The organism is Paraburkholderia sp. UCT70, from assembly GCF_050434085.1.
In the GTDB taxonomy this organism is placed as follows: domain Bacteria; phylum Pseudomonadota; class Gammaproteobacteria; order Burkholderiales; family Burkholderiaceae; genus Paraburkholderia; species Paraburkholderia tuberum.
The window spans coordinates 2,869,624-2,887,809 of sequence record NZ_JBNPVZ010000004.1 but is presented as its reverse complement, the minus strand read 5'-3'; the positions used below and the strand labels follow the sequence as shown (position 1 = coordinate 2,887,809).

Here is an 18,186-nt window from a genome sequence, read left to right as displayed (position 1 = left end):
AGCTTGCGCGCTCCGCAAATGCTTTCGAACTCTTCTCGTGTCTTTCCGGATGTTGCGTCCGGAGGTGCCGGCGCGCAGGCGAGGCTTAACCGAGCGTCAAGCCGCCATCGATGTGAATCACCTGGCCGGTGATGTGGCGTGCCGCGTCGGACAGCAGGAATGCGATCAGCGCGGCGACGTCGTCCGGTTCGGCAACATGACCGAGCGGCGTGGCTTCGGCGGCGTGCGCCCACACGGCCGCGTTGTCGGCGCTTGGGCCGCGATCCTTGCGCGTGTAGCCCGGCGCCACGCAATTGACGGTCACGCCGAGCGGCGCGAGCTCCGCGGCCGCCGTTTTCGCAAGCGCTTCGAGTGCCGCTTTCGCGGCCGCCGTCGCGGCGAATGGCGCATCCGCGCGATAGCGATGCGCGACGAACGAACTCAAGGCGACCACGCGACCGCGCTTCGATGTTTCGAGCGCGGGCATCGCGCGCCGCACGAGCGCGGCGAAGGCGGCTGGCATCGCGGCGAAGGCGGCGCCGAAGGTGTCGGGATCGAGCGCGGCCAGCGTTTGGCGCTGCGCATGGCCGGCGTTCGCGACCAGTTGATCGAGTGCGCCGAAGCTCGCAAGCGTCTGATGGATCACGTGCTCCGCCGCGCCGCGCTCGGCGAGGTCGCCGAACACGGTCGCGCAGCGTGCGCCGCTTGCCGTGCAGTCGGCGGCAACCTGCACGAGCCGTCGACGGGAGGCGTCGTCTGCGCCGCGCGCGTGCAGCATCAACGACGTATGCGGCGCCGCGAGGCGCCGTGCGAGCGCCGCGCCGATGCCGGAACCGGCGCCGGTGATCAGCACGACGCGAGCGGCGGCGCCGTGCGCTTCGCTGACGTGAGCGCCGCTCGCGTCGCTCACGCCGCTACCGCTTCGACAGAACGCTCGACGTCGAGCGTTTCGTCATGGAACGCTGCGAGCGATTCGCGATGCGCGACGCTGACGATCGCAGCCTTCGGCAACCGCTCGGTGAACAGCCGATAGAGCCGCGCCTCGTTTTCCGCGTCGAGCGCGCTGGTCGCTTCGTCGAGGAACAGGTAGTCCGGCTTGTGCAGCAGCACGCGCGCGGCGGCGAAGCGCTGCTGCTCACCCGGCGACAGCACGCGAGTCCAGTGCGCCGTTTCCTGCAGACGGTCCGCGTATTCCGACAGATGGCAGGTGATGAGCGCGTCGCGGCATTCGTCGTCGCCATAGGTGTCCGCCGCCGACGGATACGCGAGCGCCGCCTTCAGCGTGCCGATCGGCATGTAGCTGACCTGCGGGATGAACATCATGCGCGCGTTGACCGGTGCGTCGATCGAGCCGTCGCCGAACGGCCACAGGCCCGCGAGCGCGCGCATCAGCGTGCTCTTGCCGGCGCCCGACGGACCGCGCACGAGCCAGCGCGAGCCCGGCCGGATCGCGATATCGCGGATGCGCGACAGTGGGTTGCCATTGGGCAGCGCGAGCTGGAGGCTGTCGGTGGTAAGCGTGTTGCTGTCGACGAAATGCAGATTGATGCCGCCATGTTCCGTGGCCGGCGACACCGATTCCTTCAGACGCGGCGAATGCACGACGCGCTTGAATTCGCGCAACCGGTTCACGGTCGCGCGCCATTCGACGAGGCTCGTATAACTGTTGATGAACCACGAGAACGAATCGCTGACCGTGCCGAACGCGCTCGAAATCTGCATCAGCACGCCGAACGTGAATGCGCCCGCGAAGTAGCGCGGCGAGGCGACGACGATCGGGAAAATGATCGCGATCTGGCCATAGAAGCTCAGCACGAAGGTCAGGCGCTTCGTGTACTTCATTACCTGCCACCAGTTGTCGCGGATGCGGCCGAACAGCGTGCGCGCGTTCGTCTTCTCGGTTTCCATGCCGTTGTAGAACGCGATCTGCTCGGCGTTCTCACGCAGCCGGATCAAGCCGAAACGGAAATCGGCCTCGACTTTCTGCGCCTGATAGTTGATCGACACGAGCGGATGGCCGACCTTCTGCGTGATGAGCGAGCCGACCACCGCATACAGCGCGGCGGCCCACACCATGTAGCCGGGGATCTGCAGCGGCATGCCGCCGAGCGAGATGCTCAACGCGCCCGCGAGCGACCACAGGATCGTGATGAACGACACGAGCGTGACGACGGTCGACAGCAGATCGAGCGTCAGCGACAGCGTGGTGGTCGCGAACGACTGCAGGTCGTCGCTGATCCGCTGGTCGGGGTTGTCGGCGAGGCGGTCGCGCTCGATGCGGTAGAACGCGCTGTCGTTGAGCCACTCGTTCAGGTAGCGGGTGGTCAGCCACTGGCGCCAGCGGAAGCCGAGCATCTGGCGCAGATAGCGTCCATACACGGCAAGGATGATGAAACCGAACGCGAGTCCGGTAAAGATCATCAGCAGGTGCGGGAAGTCGTGGACGTTCTTCGCCTGCAGCGCGTTGTAGAAGTCCCTGCTCCAGCTATTCAGGCGCACGTTGATCCAGACGACGAGCAGGTTCATCACGATGATCGTGACGAGCAGCCCCCACGCGATGCCTCGTTCCTCGGAAACCCAGTAGGGCTTGATCAGGGTCCACGCGGAGACCTTTTCGTCGGGCGGCAGCGCGGGGCTGGCGGAAGTATGTGGTGTCATGAGCGTCCTGATGAAGTGCTGACCCGAAGTGCCATTCCGGCGTACGGGTCCGATCTGGTTGACCCATGTCGGGCGATCCCGCCAACAGCAGGCTCCTTTGCGAGGGCGTGGCTGCCGCGGGTCTGCGATACCTGGCCGGGCATCGCGCCATCACGCTCGATGAACGCGAGTCCGGACGGGCGCCCGATTCTGGCGTGACGCCCTTAAGCGAAAATTAATTTTCGGGGCCGGCATCCGCTGGGGTGCCGCCGCCACGCATGCGGCCACGAGCGCCGCGCGCGCCGCGTTTTTGCGGCACCGGTCACGGCATTGTGCCAGAGCGCCGGGCCGCTTCGCACCGGCATCTCGATAGACGGTGCCAGATCAAAATTGGGGTGGCGACCGCGGAGCGCTGGTTTGCGGGCGCCGCGCCTTTTATGGTCTAATGACCTGCGACGAAACAGGGGTGCTTCGCCCACAGGCGGCATGACTTTCATGCCGGGACGGCGAGGCTGAGAGAGACCCTTTGCACCCGATCCGGGTAATACCGGCGCGGGAAGTTTCCGGAAGCAACCGTCTTCCATTCCCCGCCGGGCGGCGAGCGCAGCTCACATGTGCACGTCGTGACCGGCCGGCTTCACCCGCCGGTTTCGTCCTGGGTACGTGCGTTTTTTGGCCGTACGGAAAGGACTCGATGACCGCCTATTCTTCAGACATGCATTTTTCCCTTCGTCACGCCGCCTCGGGCGAGCCGTGCCGTCTTGGTTTTGCCCACCGCAGTCGAACGGAGCGCGCGCGATGAACCGTCCCGCCCGACCCGATTTCGCCGTGCTCGGCGGCGGCCTGTGCGGCCGGCTGGTCGCGTGGCGCCTCGCTGGCGACGGGCATCGCGTGGCGCTCTACGAGCGCGGCGATGCCACCGGTTCGCAGGCTGCCGCGTGGGTCGCCGCCGCGATGCTCGCACCGCTGGCAGAGGCCGCGAGCGCCGAGCTGCTGATCACGCGGCTTGGCGCGAGTTCGCTCGAAAGCTGGCCGCGCGTGCTTGCCGAACTGCCGGAGCCGGTGTTTTTCCAGCGCAACGGCACGCTCGTCGTCTGGCATCACGCGGATCGCACCGAGGCGCCGCTATTCGAGCGGCGCGTGCGTGCGAACGCGCCGGCCGAGTTGCTCGACGGCGGCTTCGTCGCGTTGGCGGGCGCGCAGCTCGGCGCCGCCGAACCCGCGTTGGCCGGCCGCTTCAGCCAAGGCTGGCTGCTGCCGCGAGAAGGCCAGCTCGACAACCGCCAGGTGCTGTCCGCGCTCGCGGCCGGGCTTGCCGAGCGCGGCGTCGACACGCACTGGAACACGCCGATCGACGACGCATCGCTGCCCGAGGCCGGCATCACCATCGATTGCCGCGGGCTCGGCGCGAAGCCGGTGCTGCCGACGCTGCGCGGCATCCGCGGCGAAGTGGCGCGCGTGCATGCGCCTCACCTGCAGCTGACGCGCCCGGTGCGGCTACTGCATCCGCGTTACCCGCTGTATATCGCACCGAAGCAGAACGGCCTCTACGTGATCGGCGCGACCGAGGTGGAGGGTGAGGACATGTCGCCCGTCAGCGTGCGTTCGGCGCTCGAGTTGCTGAGCGCGGCGTTTTCGGTGCACCCGGGCTTCGGCGAGGCGCGCATTCTCGAGCTGAATTCGCAGTGCCGGCCGACCTTGCCCGATCATCGTCCCGCGCTGCTGTGGGACGGCGCGCGCACGCTGCGCGTGAACGGCCTGTACCGGCACGGCTACATGATCGCGCCCGAAGTCGCCGACGAAGCCGTGCGCTTCGCGAGCGCGCTGCTCGACGGCCGCGTCGGTGATGCCGACGCATTCGCCGGCTGGCGGCGCGACTCACGCTGGAGCGAGCTGTTCCAGCAGCATTTCGCGCGCGAGCCGGCCCGAGCGTAGCGGCCAACGTGCCGCGCGCGATGCCGCTTGCGCCATCGATTGAACCGTATTCGAACACCATGGACATTCATATCAATCAGAAGCCGTTGTCGCTGCCCGAGGGCGCGACTGTCGCCGATGCGCTCGCCGCCTTTGGCGCACGTCCGCCGTTCGCGGTCGCGCTCAACGGCGATTTCGTCGCGCGTGCGCAGCATGCGGCGCGCGCGTTGCAAACGGGCGACCGGCTCGACGTCGTGCAGCCGGTCGCGGGCGGCTGAGCGCGACCGCGCCAGCCTGTCGCTTACCGAACGCAACAACCGTCGCCGAAAACCCATTGCCGCAACGCGGTCGGTTCTAGCCGCGAGGGCAAACCAGGATGATGCAAATGACTTCTCACGAGACCGCCGACGCGCTGACGCTATACGGTCAAACTTTTGCAAGCCGCGTGCTGCTCGGCACATCGCGCTATCCGTCGCTGCAATCGCTGTCCGATTCGATCGACGCCGCGCGCCCCGGCATGGTGACGGTCGCGCTGCGCCGTCAGATGAACGAGGGCCACGCCGAAGCCGGCTTCTTCGATCTGCTCAAGCGCCATGGCGTGCCGCTCTTGCCGAACACGGCAGGTTGCCTGAGCGTCGGTGAAGCGGTGACGACCGCGCACATGGCGCGCGAAATCTTCGAGACCGAGTGGATCAAGCTCGAACTGATCGGCGACGACTACACACTGCAGCCCGATCCGGTCGGCCTGATCGAAGCCGCCGCGCGGCTCGTCAAGGATGGCTTCAAGGTGCTGCCGTACTGCACCGAAGATCTGGTGATCGGCCGCCGTCTGCTCGACGCCGGCTGCGAGGCGCTGATGCCGTGGGGCGCGCCGATCGGCACCGGCAAGGGCGTGATCAATCCATACGGGCTGCGCGTGTTGCGCGAGCGGTTGCCGGACGTGCCGCTGATCGTCGATGCCGGGCTCGGCGTGCCGTCGCATGCGGCCCAGGTGATGGAGTGGGGCTTCGACGGCGTGCTGCTGAACACGGCAGTGTCGCAGGCGACGCACCCCGACGCGATGGCGCGCGCATTCGCGCTGGGCGTCGAGGCGGGTCGGCAAGCGTATCTCGCGGGCCCGATGGCCGAGCGCGAGAGCGCGCACGCGAGCACGCCGGTGGTCGGCAAGCCGTTCTGGCATCAGGATGGGGGTGCCGCATGACTCAGTCGTTGACGCTGAAGGACCGCGATCTGTTCTGGCCGACGGCCGACGAACTCATCGAAGCCGCCGAGCGCATCCGCGCACGTCTCGGCGACTGGCCGCTGACGCACGCGCCGTGGCGCATCTGCCTGATCGCACCCGACGAACCGAACGGTGGCGACCTGATCGTGACCGCCGACGCACAGCAGCACGGCGAGCAAATCGCGCGCTGGCTGACGCGAGGTGCGGGCGTGATCGTCGCCGCGGAAAACCGCGCGACGCTGTATCTGGGCGGCGAGAAGTACGGCCTCGAAGGCCATCTGGCGGAAGACTGGATTCCCGCGCTTGCCGCGTTCCTCGACTGCGGTTTCGATCCGCACGACGCGCTGGTGCTCGCGCTCGCGTGGCGCGATGGCGACGAGACCCGCGCCGACGATGCTTTCCCGGCCGACCTCGCTCGCTTTCCGCGCCTTACCGACCTGCCGGCGGCACCCGCCAAGGCGTTCCCGCGCTGCCCGGCAAGGCTCGGCCTGTATCCGGTGTTGCCGACCGCGGACTGGGTCGAACGGGTGGTCGGCTTCGGCGTGAAGACGGTGCAGTTGCGCCGCAAGTCGGCCGAACCCGCCGACGAGCTGAAGCGCGAAATCGCGCGCTGCGTGGCGGCCGGCCGCTCGCACGACGCGCAGGTGTTCATCAACGATCACTGGCAGGCGGCGCTCGAGGCGGGCGCGTACGGCGTACATCTCGGCCAGGAAGACGTGCATACGGCGGACCTGTCCGCGCTGGCCGACGCGGGCATCCGGCTCGGTCTGTCGACTCACGGCTTCTACGAGATGCTGAAGGCGCTGCATTTCCGTCCGAGCTATATTGCGTTGGGCGCCGTGTTCCCGACCACCACCAAAGTGATGCCGACCGCGCCGCAGGGCTTGCGCCGCCTCGCACGCTATGTGCGGCTGCTCGACGGTGTGGTGCCGCTCGTCGCGATCGGCGGGATCGATCTGCAGGTGCTGCCTGACGTGCTCGCGACCGGTGTCGGCTGCGCGGCCGTGGTGCGCGCGGTGACGGAAGCGGCCGACCCGGCCGCCGCTGTTTCTGCGCTGCAACACATGTTTACGCAATAATCGTCAGGCATAGTCAAGGAACGGGGCACCTCACGGCAGCTTTTGCACGATGGCCCTATAATTCGGCCTTCCCTGTAAAAGGATCGTCAGTTTGGTGCCTTTCTATCCCGAGACCTTACTCGAGCTGCGCGACGTCGACTTCGGTTACGGCGACCGGCTCGTCCTGTCGAATCTGAATCTGCGCTTTCGTCGCGGTCAGGTCGTCGCGGTCATGGGCGGCTCGGGTTGCGGCAAGACCACGGTGCTGCGGCTAATCGGCGGCCTCGTGCGCGCCCAGCGCGGCCAGGTGCTGTTCCATGGCGAGGACATCGGCGAGCAGACGCGCGAAGGCCTTTACGCGCTGCGCCGCAAGATGGGCATGCTGTTCCAGTTCGGCGCGCTGTTCACCGACATGTCGGTGTTCGAAAACGTCGCCTTCTCGCTACGCGAGCACACCGATCTCCCCGAAGAACTGCTGCGCGACCTCGTGCTGATGAAGCTCAACGCGGTCGGCCTGCGCGGCGCGCGCGACCTGCTGCCGTCCGAGATTTCCGGCGGCATGGCGCGGCGCGTGGCGCTCGCGCGCGCAATCGCGCTCGACCCCGAACTGATGATGTACGACGAGCCGTTCGCCGGTCTCGACCCAATCTCGCTCGGCATCACCGCGAACCTGATCCGCACGCTGAACCGGGCGCTCGGCGCCACGTCGATTCTCGTCACGCATGACGTGCCGGAATCATTCGCGATCGCCGACTACGTGTACTTCCTGTCCAACGGCGGTGTGCTTGCCGAGGGCACGCCCGACGAACTGCGCGCGTCGACCGATCCGACCGTGCGGCAGTTCATCGACGGCGCGCCGGACGGCCCGTTCAGATTCCACTATCCGGCGCAGACGCCGCTCGCGGCGGACTTCGGCATCGGCGGAGGCCAGTCATGATCAGTACGATCGGTCGCTCGGTCATCACCGGGCTCGGCACCGCCGGCTACGCGACGCGCTTCTTCCTGCGGCTCTTGCTCGAATTTTTCCCGCTGCTGCGCCGCCCGCGTCTTGTCACGAAGCAGATCCACTTCGTCGGTAATTATTCGCTAGTGATCATCGCGGTGTCGGGGCTGTTCGTTGGTTTCGTGCTCGGGTTGCAGGGCTATTACACGCTGAACCGTTATGGCTCCGAGCAGGCGCTCGGGTTGCTGGTCGCGCTGTCGCTCGTGCGCGAACTCGGGCCGGTCGTGACCGCGCTGCTGTTCGCCGGGCGCGCGGGCACGTCGCTGACCGCCGAAATCGGCCTGATGAAGGCGGGCGAGCAGCTCACCGCGATGGAAATGATGGCCGTCGATCCGGTCAAGGTCGTGATCGCGCCGCGCCTGTGGGCCGGCATCGTGTCGATGCCGATCCTCGCCGCGATCTTCAGCGCGGTCGGCGTTCTGGGCGGTTACGTGGTGGGCGTGCTGCTGATCGGCGTCGATGCCGGCGCGTTCTGGTCGCAGATGCAAAGCGGCGTCGACGTGTGGCGCGATGTCGGCGCCGGGGTCGTCAAGAGCGTGGTGTTCGGCCTCGCGGTGACCTTCGTCGCGCTGTTTCAGGGCTACGAGGCGAAGCCGACGCCGGAAGGCGTGTCGCGCGCGACGACCCGCACGGTCGTGTACGCGTCGCTCGCGGTGCTCGGGCTCGATTTCCTGCTGACCGCACTAATGTTCAGCTAAGACCGCGCAGCATGCCGGCCGCCGGCGGTGCATGATGCGCCGCGCACGGCGGGAGGTGGCGGCGGCGCGGCGGATTCACTTTGGGATGACGATGAAAAAGAATGTTCTCGACTTCTGGGTCGGCCTGTTCGTGGTGCTGGGTTTCGTGGCGTTGCTGTTTCTTGCGCTGAAGGCGGGCAATATGAGCTCGTTGTCGTTCCAGGCAACCTACCCGATCAAGCTCAAGTTCGACAACATCGGCGGGCTGAAGCCACGCGCGCCGGTGAAGAGCGCTGGCGTGACGGTCGGCCGGGTCGCGTCGATCGGCTTCGACAGCAACGCCTACCAGGCGCTCGTCACGATCGATATCGACAAGCAATATCAGTTTCCGAGGGACACTTCGGCGAAGATCCTGACCTCGGGTCTGCTCGGCGAGCAGTACATCGGGCTCGAGCCGGGGGGCGACTCGGAAATGTTGAAGGCCGGCGATACGATCTCGATGACGCAATCGGCGATCGTGCTGGAAAACCTGATCGGCCAGTTCCTGTATAGCAAAGCCGCGGATTCCGGCGCGGCGAAGCCCGCCGCATCCGCCCCTGCACCGGCGCCGGGCGCGCCGGCCTCCGGCGCTGCCGGCCAGTAAGGCCAACAAGGAGAATTAGATGCAGACGACACTGCAGACCCCGCGCAGCGGCGCGCGCGTCCTACAGTTAGGCAAGGTCGCCGTGGCGGCTGCGCTGCTCGCCGGTTGCACGACCGTGCAGACGCCTACCAAGGGCGACCCGTTCGAAGGGCTGAACCGTACGATCTTCACCGTCAACGACAAGATCGACCAGTACGCGCTGAAGCCGGTTGCGCAGGGCTACGTTTGGGTCACGCCGCAGCCGGTTCGCGACAGCGTGACGAACTTTTTCTCGAACATCGGCGACGTCTATATCGCGGCGAACAACCTGCTGCAGCTGCGCATCGCCGACGGCGTGTCCGACATCATGCGGATCGTGATCAACACGTTGTTCGGCGTCGGCGGCCTGTTCGACGTCGCGACGCTCGCGAAGCTCCCGAAGCACGACAACGACCTCGGTCTGACGCTCGGCCACTACGGCGTGCCGGCGGGCCCCTATCTGGTGCTGCCGCTGTTCGGGCCGAGCACGGTGCGCGATGCGGTCGGCTCGCTCGGCAACTACTACGTGAACCCGATCAGCTACGTCGACCCGCCGGGCCTGAGCTGGGCGCTGTATGGCCTGAACATCGTCAACACGCGCGCGAACCTGCTCGGAGCGAGCAACCTGCTGGAAGGCGCGGCGCTCGACAAATACTCGTTCGTGCGTAACGCGTATCTGCAGCGCCGGCAGTATCTGTTGTCGGATAACCGCCGGCGTCCGCAGGAACTGCCGAGCTACGACGAGGAAGCGCCGCTGCCGAAGTACGACGAAGGCGAGGCGGGCGCGGCAGGTGCGCCGGCCAAGCCGGCTCCCGCATCCGGCGCGGCCGTGGGCACGCCGCAAGGCGCGTCGGCACCGGAGGCCGCGTCGGGCGCCGAAACACCGCCTCTCGACCTGAAAGGCGGCCCGGAAACGCAAATTCCGGCCGGTCAGTTGGTGCCGCCCACGCGCTTCAACTTCCCGTCCTTAAGATTGCATTGAACGTGCAGCCGTAACAGATCGATACGACTCTCGCAGTTTGCGCATGGATTGCCGTCGAACTCGCGTGATAAGGTCGGTTCAAACTGTCGCACTATATTTGAGGCAAAGCTCGATATGAAAAAATTCTTCCTGATTCCGTTGTTTGCCGCGTTGTTTTCGTTCATCAGCGCGGGCGCATCGGCGCAAACCGTCGACACCAACGCGCCCGACGCGCTGATCAAGACCGTCACCCAGCAGGTGATGGACGCGATTCGCGGCGACAAGTCGATCCAGCAGGGCGACATCAAGCACATCACGGCGCTCGTCAACGAAAAGATCCTGCCATACACGGACTTCCGCCGCACCACCCAGCTCGCGATGGGCCGTAACTGGCGCACCGCGACGCCCGAACAGCAGAACCAGGTGGTCGAGCAGTTCAAGATGCTGCTGATCCGCACGTACTCGGGCGCGCTCGCGCAGGTGCGCGACCAGCAGATCCAGTACAAGCCGTTCCGCATGAACCCGGACGACACCGACACGGTGGTGCGCTCGGTCGTGATGAACAACGGCCAGCCGATCGAACTCGACTACCGCCTGTACAAGACGGCGCAGGGCTGGCGCGTGTATGACATCAACGTGCTCGGCGCGTGGCTGATCCAGGCGTATCAGCAGCAGTTCAACGAGCAGATCCAGCAGAAGGGCGTGGACGGACTGATCCAGTTCCTCACGCAGCGCAATCAGCAACTCGCCGCAGGCAAGCAATCGTGAGCGACGTGCTGAACGCGGTTGCGAACCGCTTCGACAGCGGCACGACGCTGACCCACGAGAGCGCGAAGGCCGCGCTCGCGGCGGGTCTGCAACGCATCGCGGCGGGTGCGGGCGGCGTCGATTGCGCGCCGCTCACGCAATTCGATTCGTCGGCGCTCGCCGTCCTGCTCGCGTGGGTGCGGGCCGCGGCGGCGCGCGGCGGCAAGTTCGAAATCGTCAATCTGCCGGCTGGGCTCGCCAGTCTCGCGCAGGCCTACGGCGTCGATACTCTTCTCTCCTCTGGCGCCTCCAGCATGGTTGCGTCAGCGCGACATTGACGCTCCTCTAGCGTCGTCTCCTCCCTTCCGGCCAAGCCGGGGGTGTCAGTTTTTGCCCTATAATCAAACGTTTTTTTGTGGCGTTGAACTGGCCCCCTAATCGGCCCCGGTTCCGTTTCTTCCAGCATTTGCGCGTCCCCAAGCTCCATTGGGGGCTACTTCAGGCGCCGCGACGCACGCGGCCCATAGTCATGTCAGCCATAGAAATTCGTAACGTCAAGAAGCGCTACAAGGACTTGCAGGCGCTCAAGGGCGTCAGCCTCGCGGTCGAAGAAGGCGAATTCTTCGGACTGCTCGGTCCGAACGGCGCCGGCAAGACGACGCTCATCAGCATACTCGCGGGTCTCGCGCGCGCCGACGAAGGCAGCATCGCGGTGCGTGGTCACGACGTCGTCGACGATTTCCGCAACGCGCGCCGCGCGCTCGGCGTGGTGCCGCAGGAGCTCGTGTTCGATCCGTTCTTCACGGTGCGCGAAACCTTGCGCATCCAGTCCGGCTACTACGGGCTGCGCAACAACGACGCGTGGATCGACGAGATCATGGCCAATCTCGATCTCACCGAAAAGGCCGATGCCAACATGCGCGCGCTGTCGGGCGGCATGAAGCGCCGCGTGCTGGTCGCGCAGGCGCTCGTGCACCGCCCGCCGGTGATCGTGCTCGACGAGCCGACCGCGGGTGTCGACGTCGAGTTGCGCCAGACGCTGTGGAAGTTCATCTCGCGCCTGAATCGCGAAGGCCACACGATCGTGCTGACCACGCACTATCTGGAAGAAGCCGAATCGTTGTGCGACCGCATCGCGATGCTGCGCCGTGGCGAGGTCGTCGCGCTCGATCGCACCAGCACACTTCTGCAGCGTTTCGCCGGCATGCAACTGTTCGTTCGCTTCGCGCAGGGCGTGCTGCCCGCCGATCTGCGTCCGCTCGAGGCGGAAAGCGGCGCCGGCAACGGCAATGGCCGCCAGCATCTGCTGCGCCTGACGAGCTACGACGACGTCGAGCGCATCCTCGCGCAATGCCGCGCGGCCGGTTGTACATTCGAAGAAATCGAGGTCCGCAAGGCCGACCTCGAAGACGTATTCGTTCAGGTGATGAACGGTCCAGAAGTGATCGAGGGGCTTGCATGAGCGGGTACAGTGGATTTAGCACGCTGTTTTACAAAGAACTGCTGCGCTTCTGGAAGGTGTCGTTCCAGACCGTGCTCGCGCCGGTCATCACCGCGCTGCTTTACCTGACCATCTTCGGCCACGCGCTGCGCGGCCACGTGCAGGTCTATCCGGGCGTCGAATACACGAGCTTCCTGATTCCGGGCCTCGTGATGATGAGCGTGCTGCAGAACGCGTTCGCGAATAGTTCTTCGTCGCTGATTCAATCGAAGATCACCGGCAACCTCGTGTTCGTGCTGCTGCCGCCGCTGTCGCACCACGAGATGTTCGCGGCCTACGTGCTCGCGGCCGTGGCGCGCGGGCTGTGTGTCGGCTTCGGCGTGTTCATCGTGACGATCTGGTTCGTGCCGCTCGCCTTCACCGCGCCGCTCTACATCATCGTGTTCGCGATGTTCGGCTCGGCGATTCTCGGCACGCTGGGTCTGATCGCCGGCATTTGGGCCGAGAAGTTCGACCAGCTCGCCGCGTTCCAGAACTTTCTGATCATGCCGCTCACGTTCCTGTCGGGCGTGTTCTACTCGACGCATACGCTGCCGCCCGTATGGCGCGAAGTATCGCGGCTCAATCCGTTTTTCTACATGATCGACGGCTTTCGCTATGGTTTTTTCGGCGTGTCGGATATCGACCCGCTGGTGAGCCTCGCGATCGTCGCCGGTTTCTTCGTGGTGCTGGCCGCTGTGGCGATGCGCATGCTCGCTACCGGCTACAAGCTGCGCCACTGACGAGGAGCTTATCTCATGTTGCCGACTCCCGAACAGGTCAAACAGTACATTGCAGCTGGACTCGCGTGCGAGCATCTCGACGTCGAAGGCGACGGTCAGCATTTCTTTGCGACGATCGTCTCGCCGAACTTCGAAGGCAAGCGCCTGATCCAGCGTCACCAACTCGTGTATGCGGCGCTCGGCGACCGCATGCGCGAAGAAATCCACGCGCTCAGCATGAAGACGCTGACGCCCGCCGAATGGCAGAACGCGTAATCTGGAAATTTAGTGCGAATTACTCAGGAAGGGCGCGACACCGCTAGCGGCGCGCCAAACACAGACAAAGCAGGTCCGGACGCGAACCGGGCCGATCAGGAACCGACAGGCATGGATAAACTCATCATTGAAGGTGGCTACCCGCTCTCCGGTGAAGTTGTCGTCTCGGGTGCGAAAAACGCGGCATTGCCGATCCTGTGCGCGGGTCTGCTGAGCGCCGATCCGGTGCATCTGGAGAACGTGCCCGATCTGCAGGACGTGCGCACGATGCTCAAGCTGCTCGGCCAGATGGGGGTGCGTATCGAAGCCGGCGAAGGGCGCGTCGCGCTCGACGCGTCCAAGGTCGACAACCTCGTCGCGCCGTACGAAATGGTGAAGACGATGCGCGCGTCGATCCTCGTGCTCGGTCCGCTCGTCGCGCGCTTCGGTCATGCGCGCGTGTCGCTGCCGGGCGGCTGCGCGATCGGCGCGCGTCCGGTCGATCAGCACATCAAGGGTCTGCAGGCGATGGGTGCCGAGATCACGATCGAGCACGGCTTCATCGAAGCGCGCGCGAAGCGTCTGAAGGGGGCGCGCATCGTCACCGACATGATCACCGTGACCGGTACCGAGAACCTGCTGATGGCGGCGGTGCTCGCCGAAGGCGAGACGGTCATCGAGAACGCAGCGCGCGAACCCGAAGTGGTCGACCTCGCGCATCTGCTCGTCGCGATGGGCGCGAAGATCGAAGGCATCGGCACCGACCGTCTGGTGATCCATGGCGTCGACAAGCTGCACGGTGCGAAGCACACGGTGATTCCGGACCGCATCGAAGCGGGCACTTTCCTGTGCGCGGTCGCGACGGCCGGCGGCGACGTCATGCTGCGCAAGATGCGTCCGCTGCTGCTCGAAGCCGTCACCGAAAAGCTGCGCGAAGCGGGCGTCACGGTCGAGGAAGGCGACGACTGGATGCGTGTGCGCATGGACAAGCGCCCGAGCGCGGTCACGTTCCGCACCTCCGAATACCCGGCGTTTCCGACCGACATGCAGGCGCAGTTCATGGCGCTCAACACGATCGCGGACGGTACGTCGCAAGTCGTGGAGACGATCTTCGAAAACCGTTTCATGCACGTCCAGGAGCTGAACCGTCTCGGCGCGAGCATCACGATCGACGGCAACACGGCGCTCGTAACCGGCGTCGAAAAACTGTCCGGCGCGAAGGTGATGGCCACCGATCTGCGCGCGTCCGCGAGTCTTGTGATCGCCGCGCTGCGCGCCGAGGGCGAGACGCTGATCGACCGCATCTATCACCTCGATCGCGGCTACGACCGCATGGAAGCGAAGCTCAATGCGATCGGCGCGAAGGTGCGCCGGGTTTCCGGGAGCGGGGCATGAGTTCGATGCCGCAAACGTCGTCGTCGCCGGCGGTCAGCGCGCCGCTCACGCTCGCGTTGTCGAAAGGGCGTATCTTCGAGGAAACGCTGCCGCTGCTCGCGGCGGCAGGCATCGAGGTAGCGGAAGATCCGGAGAGCTCGCGCAAGCTGATCCTGCCGACCACCGACCCGAACCTGCGCGTGATCGTCGTGCGCGCGACCGACGTGCCGACCTATGTCGAGTACGGCGCGGCCGACTTCGGCGTGGCCGGCAAGGACGTGCTGCTCGAGCATGGCGGCAGCGGCCTGTATCAGCCGGTGGATCTGGACATTGCGCGTTGCCGCATGTCGGTCGCGGTCGCGGCCGGTTTCGATTATGCGAACGCGGTGCGCCAGGGCGCGCGTCTGCGGGTCGCGACCAAGTATGTTGAAACCGCTCGTGAGCATTTTGCCGCCAAGGGCGTTCACGTCGATCTGATAAAGCTGTACGGTTCGATGGAACTCGCTCCGCTGGTTGGTCTCGCCGACGCGATCGTCGACCTGGTCAGCTCGGGCAATACGCTGCGCGCGAATAATCTGGTCGAGGTGGAGGAGATCATGCAGATTTCGTCGCGTCTCGTCGTGAACCAGGCAGCGCTGAAGCTCAAACGCGCCGCGTTGCGGCCGATTCTCGACGCGTTTGCCAATGCTTCGTCGAAAACCGCCGCCCCGGCGGCCTGACTGACGATGGCAATGTGACGTTGCACTGATAGCGCGCCTTACCGAAACGGATACCTGTATGTCTACCAAGATTCGCAAACTCGATTCCACCGCTCGCGACTTCCACAAGTCGCTGCATGCGGTGCTCGCGTTCGAGGCGAGCGAAGACGAAGCCATCGAGCGCGCGGTCGCGCAGATTCTGAACGACGTGAAGGCGCGCGGCGACGAGGCGGTGCTCGAGTACACGAATCGCTTCGATCGCGTCGATGCGAAAAGCGTGGCCGAGCTCGAACTGCCGATGGCCGAACTCGAGGCGGCGCTCGAAAGTCTCGAGCCGAAGCGGCGCGCGTCGCTCGAAGCGGCGGCGGCACGCGTGCGCGGCTATCACGAGAAGCAGAAGATCGAGTGCGGCAGCCATAGCTGGCAGTACACCGAAGCGGACGGCACCGTGCTCGGCCAGAAGGTCACGCCGCTCGATCGCGCGGGGATCTACGTGCCGGGTGGCAAGGCCGCGTATCCGTCGTCGGTGCTGATGAACGCGATACCGGCGCGGGTGGCCGGCGTGCGCGAAATCGTGATGGTCGTGCCGACGCCGGAAGGCGTGAAGAATCCGCTCGTGCTCGCGGCGGCTCTGCTGGGTGGCGTCGATCGCGTGTTCACGATCGGCGGCGCGCAGGCGGTAGCTGCACTCGCCTACGGCACGCAGACTGTGCCCGCGGTCGACAAGATCTGCGGCCCCGGCAACGCGTACGTCGCGTCGGCGAAGCGTCGTGTGTTCGGCACGGTCGGCATCGACATGATCGCCGGGCCGTCGGAAATCCTCGTGTTGTGCGACGGCACGACCGACCCGCGCTGGGTCGCGATGGACCTGTTTTCGCAAGCCGAGCACGACGAGCTCGCGCAGTCGATCCTGCTGTGCCCCGACGACGCGTTCATCGCGCGCGTGCAGGAAGCGATCGACGAACTGCTGCCCACCCTGCCGCGCCGCGAAGTGATCCGCACGTCGCTCGAAACCCGCGGCGCCCTGATCAAGGTGCGCGACATGGCCGAGGCCTGCGCGATCGCCAACGACATCGCGCCGGAGCACCTTGAAATTTCGGCGCTGGAGCCGCATCAGTGGGCGCAACAGATCCGTCACGCAGGCGCGATCTTCCTTGGCCGTTACACGAGCGAGAGCCTCGGCGACTACTGCGCGGGCCCGAATCATGTGCTGCCGACGTCGCGTACCGCACGGTTTTCGTCGCCGCTCGGCGTCTATGATTTCTTCAAGCGTTCGAGCCTGATCGAGGTCAGCGCGGAAGGTGCGCAGACGCTCGGCGAGATTGCCGCAGAACTGGCATACGGCGAAGGTCTGCAAGCGCACGCACGCAGCGCCGAATACCGGATGCGGCAGAACAACAACGAACGCGGCTGAGGCGGAGCGCTGATCGCGCTGGCGCGCGGCGGAGCTCAAGCAGGTGTAAGCGGGAGCAGGAGAAGCGGCGAGGGCGGCAAGCGCCGCCGCATCGACCGGCTTCCATGTTTTCCGGCTTCCACCCGCTCGAGCGACGGATCGAGCCCACCCGCCCCGTTCAATAACGACGACCGAGACCAACCCGAGCGCCCAGCACTGACGACGTAGACCCGGCGTCTTTCGCACGGCCCGGCCCCCGAACCTATGACGACACCTCAAGACATCATCCGCAGCGACGTGCTCGCAATGACGAGCTATCCGGTTCCGGACGCCACCGGCTTCATCAAGCTCGACGCGATGGAAAACCCGTTTCCGCTGCCGCCGGAACTTGCCGCGCATCTCGGCGAGCGTCTGGCCGGCATCGCGTTGAACCGTTATCCGGCGCCGCGCCCCGAGCAGTTGATCGAGCGCATTCGTCACGTGATGGGCGTGCCGGCGGGGTGCGACGTGCTGCTCGGCAATGGCTCGGATGAAATCATCAGCATTATGTCGGTCGCGTGCGCGAAGCCGGGCGCGAAGGTGCTCGCGCCGGTGCCGGGCTTCGTCATGTATCAGATGTCGGCGAAGCTGGCGAATCTCGAATTCGTCGGCGTGCCGCTCAAAGCCGACTTCACGCTCGATACCGACGCGATGCTCGCGGCGATCGCCGAGCATGAACCGGCGATCATCTATCTCGCGTATCCGAACAACCCGACCGGCACGCTGTTCGATGACGCCGAAATCGAGCGCGTCATCGCCGCGGCGGGCAAGAGCCTCGTCGTGATCGACGAGGCGTATCAGCCGTTCGCGCAGAAGAGCTGGCTGCCGCGCGCCGACCAGTTCGACAACGTCGTCGTGATGCGCACGGTGTCGAAGCTGGGCCTCGCCGGGATTCGCCTCGGTTACCTGGTCGGCAAGCCCGCGTGGCTGACCGAGTTCGACAAGGTCCGCCCGCCGTACAACACCAACGTGCTGACGCAGGCCGCCGCTGATTTCCTGCTCGACCACATCGGCGTGCTCGATGCGCAGGCCGCGCAATTGCGCGACGAACGCGAGAAACTCGCGCAGGCGGTGGCCGCGCTGCCGGGCGCCGAAGTGTTCACTAGCGCGGGCAACTTCCTGCTCGTGCGGGTGCCCGATGCGTCGGTATTGTTCGAAACCCTGCTAACGGCGCGGATTCTGATCAAAAACGTGAGTAAAATGCATCCATTGCTGGCCAATTGCGTGCGTTTGACCGTCGGTTCGCCGAACGAGAACGCCCAGTTGCTCGCCGGCCTGAAACTCGTGTTGCGGTAACCCGCCGCATTGAGCGGCGGCACTGAGCCGCTGCGTTGAACGGCTGCACTGAGCAGCCCGCCAGTTTGTC

Annotated in this window: 19 protein-coding genes and 1 riboswitch; of the genes, 17 read left to right on the top strand and 2 right to left on the bottom strand. The window is 65.7% G+C overall.

The annotated features are described in order from the left end of the window. Nucleotides 1-85: 85 nt before the first annotated feature. Together OKW41_RS39055 and OKW41_RS39050 are read right to left on the bottom strand one after the other, a co-directional pair. A complete protein-coding gene (locus OKW41_RS39055) occupies nucleotides 86-889 on the bottom strand; it encodes an SDR family NAD(P)-dependent oxidoreductase (RefSeq protein WP_429575810.1) in 804 nt (267 codons plus the stop codon). Further along, nucleotides 886-2,637, bottom strand: a complete 1,752-nt coding sequence (locus tag OKW41_RS39050; protein WP_429575809.1) for an ABC transporter ATP-binding protein/permease — start codon at nucleotides 2,635-2,637, stop codon at nucleotides 886-888. The genes OKW41_RS39055 and OKW41_RS39050 overlap by 4 nt, the downstream gene beginning before the upstream one ends. 431 nt (nucleotides 2,638-3,068) lie before the next feature. Next, nucleotides 3,069-3,192: riboswitch (TPP riboswitch) on the top strand. Between the two features lie 222 nt (nucleotides 3,193-3,414). Here OKW41_RS39050 and OKW41_RS39045 point away from each other — a divergent pair. From OKW41_RS39045 to hisC, 17 genes are all read left to right on the top strand, one after another. Then, the gene (locus OKW41_RS39045) at nucleotides 3,415-4,551 is read left to right on the top strand and encodes an FAD-dependent oxidoreductase (RefSeq protein WP_090802108.1); all 1,137 of its coding nucleotides are present in this window, start codon (nucleotides 3,415-3,417) and stop codon (nucleotides 4,549-4,551) included. A gap of 59 nt (nucleotides 4,552-4,610) precedes the next feature. After that, nucleotides 4,611-4,808 (top strand): sulfur carrier protein ThiS, encoded by a 198-nt coding sequence (thiS, locus tag OKW41_RS39040; protein WP_026225709.1) that lies wholly within the window; start codon nucleotides 4,611-4,613, stop codon nucleotides 4,806-4,808. Between the two features lie 107 nt (nucleotides 4,809-4,915). Beyond that, on the top strand, nucleotides 4,916-5,731 hold the full coding sequence (locus tag OKW41_RS39035; RefSeq protein ID WP_429575808.1) for a thiazole synthase: 816 nt from the start codon (nucleotides 4,916-4,918) through the stop codon (nucleotides 5,729-5,731). Further along, entirely contained in the window at nucleotides 5,728-6,831 is a 1,104-nt protein-coding gene (thiE, locus tag OKW41_RS39030) for a thiamine phosphate synthase (RefSeq protein WP_429575807.1), read from the top strand. Before OKW41_RS39035 ends, thiE begins: the two co-directional genes overlap by 4 nt. A gap of 91 nt (nucleotides 6,832-6,922) precedes the next feature. Then, a complete protein-coding gene (locus OKW41_RS39025) occupies nucleotides 6,923-7,747 on the top strand; it encodes an ABC transporter ATP-binding protein (RefSeq protein WP_429575806.1) in 825 nt (274 codons plus the stop codon). Beyond that, nucleotides 7,744-8,511: a lipid asymmetry maintenance ABC transporter permease subunit MlaE gene (gene mlaE / locus OKW41_RS39020; RefSeq protein WP_429575805.1), complete on the top strand. Its 768-nt coding sequence runs from the start codon at nucleotides 7,744-7,746 to the stop codon at nucleotides 8,509-8,511. Before OKW41_RS39025 ends, mlaE begins: the two co-directional genes overlap by 4 nt. 91 nt (nucleotides 8,512-8,602) lie before the next feature. Next, nucleotides 8,603-9,133: an outer membrane lipid asymmetry maintenance protein MlaD gene (gene mlaD / locus OKW41_RS39015; RefSeq protein WP_429575804.1), complete on the top strand. Its 531-nt coding sequence runs from the start codon at nucleotides 8,603-8,605 to the stop codon at nucleotides 9,131-9,133. Between the two features lie 19 nt (nucleotides 9,134-9,152). Continuing rightward, on the top strand, nucleotides 9,153-10,133 hold the full coding sequence (locus OKW41_RS39010) for an MlaA family lipoprotein (protein WP_429575803.1): 981 nt from the start codon (nucleotides 9,153-9,155) through the stop codon (nucleotides 10,131-10,133). A 114-nt stretch (nucleotides 10,134-10,247) separates the two neighbouring features. After that, the gene (locus tag OKW41_RS39005; protein ID WP_018420060.1) at nucleotides 10,248-10,880 is read left to right on the top strand and encodes an MlaC/ttg2D family ABC transporter substrate-binding protein; all 633 of its coding nucleotides are present in this window, start codon (nucleotides 10,248-10,250) and stop codon (nucleotides 10,878-10,880) included. Then, on the top strand, nucleotides 10,877-11,197 hold the full coding sequence (locus tag OKW41_RS39000) for an STAS domain-containing protein (RefSeq protein WP_429451937.1): 321 nt from the start codon (nucleotides 10,877-10,879) through the stop codon (nucleotides 11,195-11,197). Before OKW41_RS39005 ends, OKW41_RS39000 begins: the two co-directional genes overlap by 4 nt. Before the next feature lie 191 nt (nucleotides 11,198-11,388). Then, nucleotides 11,389-12,321 carry an ABC transporter ATP-binding protein gene (locus OKW41_RS38995; RefSeq protein WP_429451935.1) on the top strand — a complete coding sequence of 311 codons (933 nt, stop codon included), beginning with the start codon at nucleotides 11,389-11,391 and terminating at the stop codon, nucleotides 12,319-12,321. Further along, complete coding sequence (locus tag OKW41_RS38990) at nucleotides 12,318-13,082, top strand: ABC transporter permease (protein WP_184052306.1); 765 nt, start codon at nucleotides 12,318-12,320, stop codon at nucleotides 13,080-13,082. Before OKW41_RS38995 ends, OKW41_RS38990 begins: the two co-directional genes overlap by 4 nt. 15 nt (nucleotides 13,083-13,097) lie before the next feature. Next, the gene (locus tag OKW41_RS38985) at nucleotides 13,098-13,337 is read left to right on the top strand and encodes a BolA family protein (RefSeq protein WP_429451933.1); all 240 of its coding nucleotides are present in this window, start codon (nucleotides 13,098-13,100) and stop codon (nucleotides 13,335-13,337) included. Nucleotides 13,338-13,448: 111 nt separating this feature from the next. After that, the gene (murA, locus tag OKW41_RS38980) at nucleotides 13,449-14,711 is read left to right on the top strand and encodes a UDP-N-acetylglucosamine 1-carboxyvinyltransferase (RefSeq protein ID WP_184035750.1); all 1,263 of its coding nucleotides are present in this window, start codon (nucleotides 13,449-13,451) and stop codon (nucleotides 14,709-14,711) included. Next, nucleotides 14,708-15,409, top strand: coding sequence for an ATP phosphoribosyltransferase (gene hisG, locus OKW41_RS38975; protein WP_090802096.1), 702 nt, complete (start codon nucleotides 14,708-14,710; stop codon nucleotides 15,407-15,409). The genes murA and hisG overlap by 4 nt, the downstream gene beginning before the upstream one ends. A gap of 58 nt (nucleotides 15,410-15,467) precedes the next feature. Further along, nucleotides 15,468-16,802: a histidinol dehydrogenase gene (gene hisD, locus OKW41_RS38970; RefSeq protein WP_429575802.1), complete on the top strand. Its 1,335-nt coding sequence runs from the start codon at nucleotides 15,468-15,470 to the stop codon at nucleotides 16,800-16,802. 243 nt (nucleotides 16,803-17,045) lie between these two features. After that, nucleotides 17,046-18,116 (top strand): histidinol-phosphate transaminase, encoded by a 1,071-nt coding sequence (gene hisC / locus OKW41_RS38965; RefSeq protein ID WP_429575801.1) that lies wholly within the window; start codon nucleotides 17,046-17,048, stop codon nucleotides 18,114-18,116. Nucleotides 18,117-18,186 lie beyond the last annotated feature (70 nt).